This is a genomic window from Paenibacillus taichungensis, assembly GCF_003287275.1.
Lineage (GTDB): Bacteria > Bacillota > Bacilli > Paenibacillales > Paenibacillaceae > Paenibacillus > Paenibacillus taichungensis_A.
Window position 1 is genome coordinate 1 of sequence record NZ_QEVW01000037.1, and the last position, 831, is coordinate 831.

At 44.2% G+C, this 831-nt stretch carries 1 protein-coding gene; it reads left to right on the forward strand.

What is annotated here, in order from left to right; translation table 11 throughout:
• Positions 1–831: hypothetical protein (locus tag DC345_RS31935; protein WP_181586799.1), on the forward strand; the 831-nt coding region annotated here is incomplete at both ends.

Below are 831 nucleotides of genomic sequence, written 5' to 3' on the forward strand. Positions count from 1 at the left end.
AATTACGTTACAAACGAATGACAATGGCACTGTGGATAAGATTCCAGATACCAACCGTGAAAAAGCAGACTTTGGAATTGGAGGATTCGATAGCTTTAAAACGGTGCTGGCTCAACCGACAGGCGAAAACAGTTTGTTCTATGGCTTGAGACAGTCTAATGGAGTGGCTCATACCGTCGGATTTGAAGCAGATACAACTCGGAAAATTAACCTGACAGTAGCAGCTAAAGATGATGCAGCGGTGGGAATCTATACGATTACGATCTATGCTGCTCAACAAGGCGCTGGATTTAAGTCTCAGGGAGAAGCACTGAAATATACAGTAGAAGTGAAGGCGGCAAGCCAAGACCAAGATCAAGCAGCGCCAGTTGATCTGGATTCAACAGCTGTGACTGAACTAGGGGAAGACGGGACAATCACAGGTGTAACAGGAGATATGGAGTACCGCTTGAAAGATTCGCAGAATGACTGGATGCAAGTTGTGGGTACCAAAATCACAGACTTGGCAGCAGGAACCTATGAAGTTCGCTATGCAGCAAAAGAAGGTTACAATGCTGGAGAGGCAACTGAAGTGACAGTAGCGGCTTACGTAGCACCTGATAATAAAGTAACCAAGATTGAGGAAGCAAGTGACCTGAATAGCGGAGCGGTAAGCTTCAATTGGAGTTCTGAAAATGGGATTGGTAGTAAAGACAAATTAGAAAACACAAGCGGAAGTAGCTACGAATACTATTCAGACGGTGCGTATCTAGCGTTACAACTGAAAAATGCTCAGGGCATCGTGTTGCCATTTAATGAAGTATTTAGCGGAATTACGTTACAAACGAATGA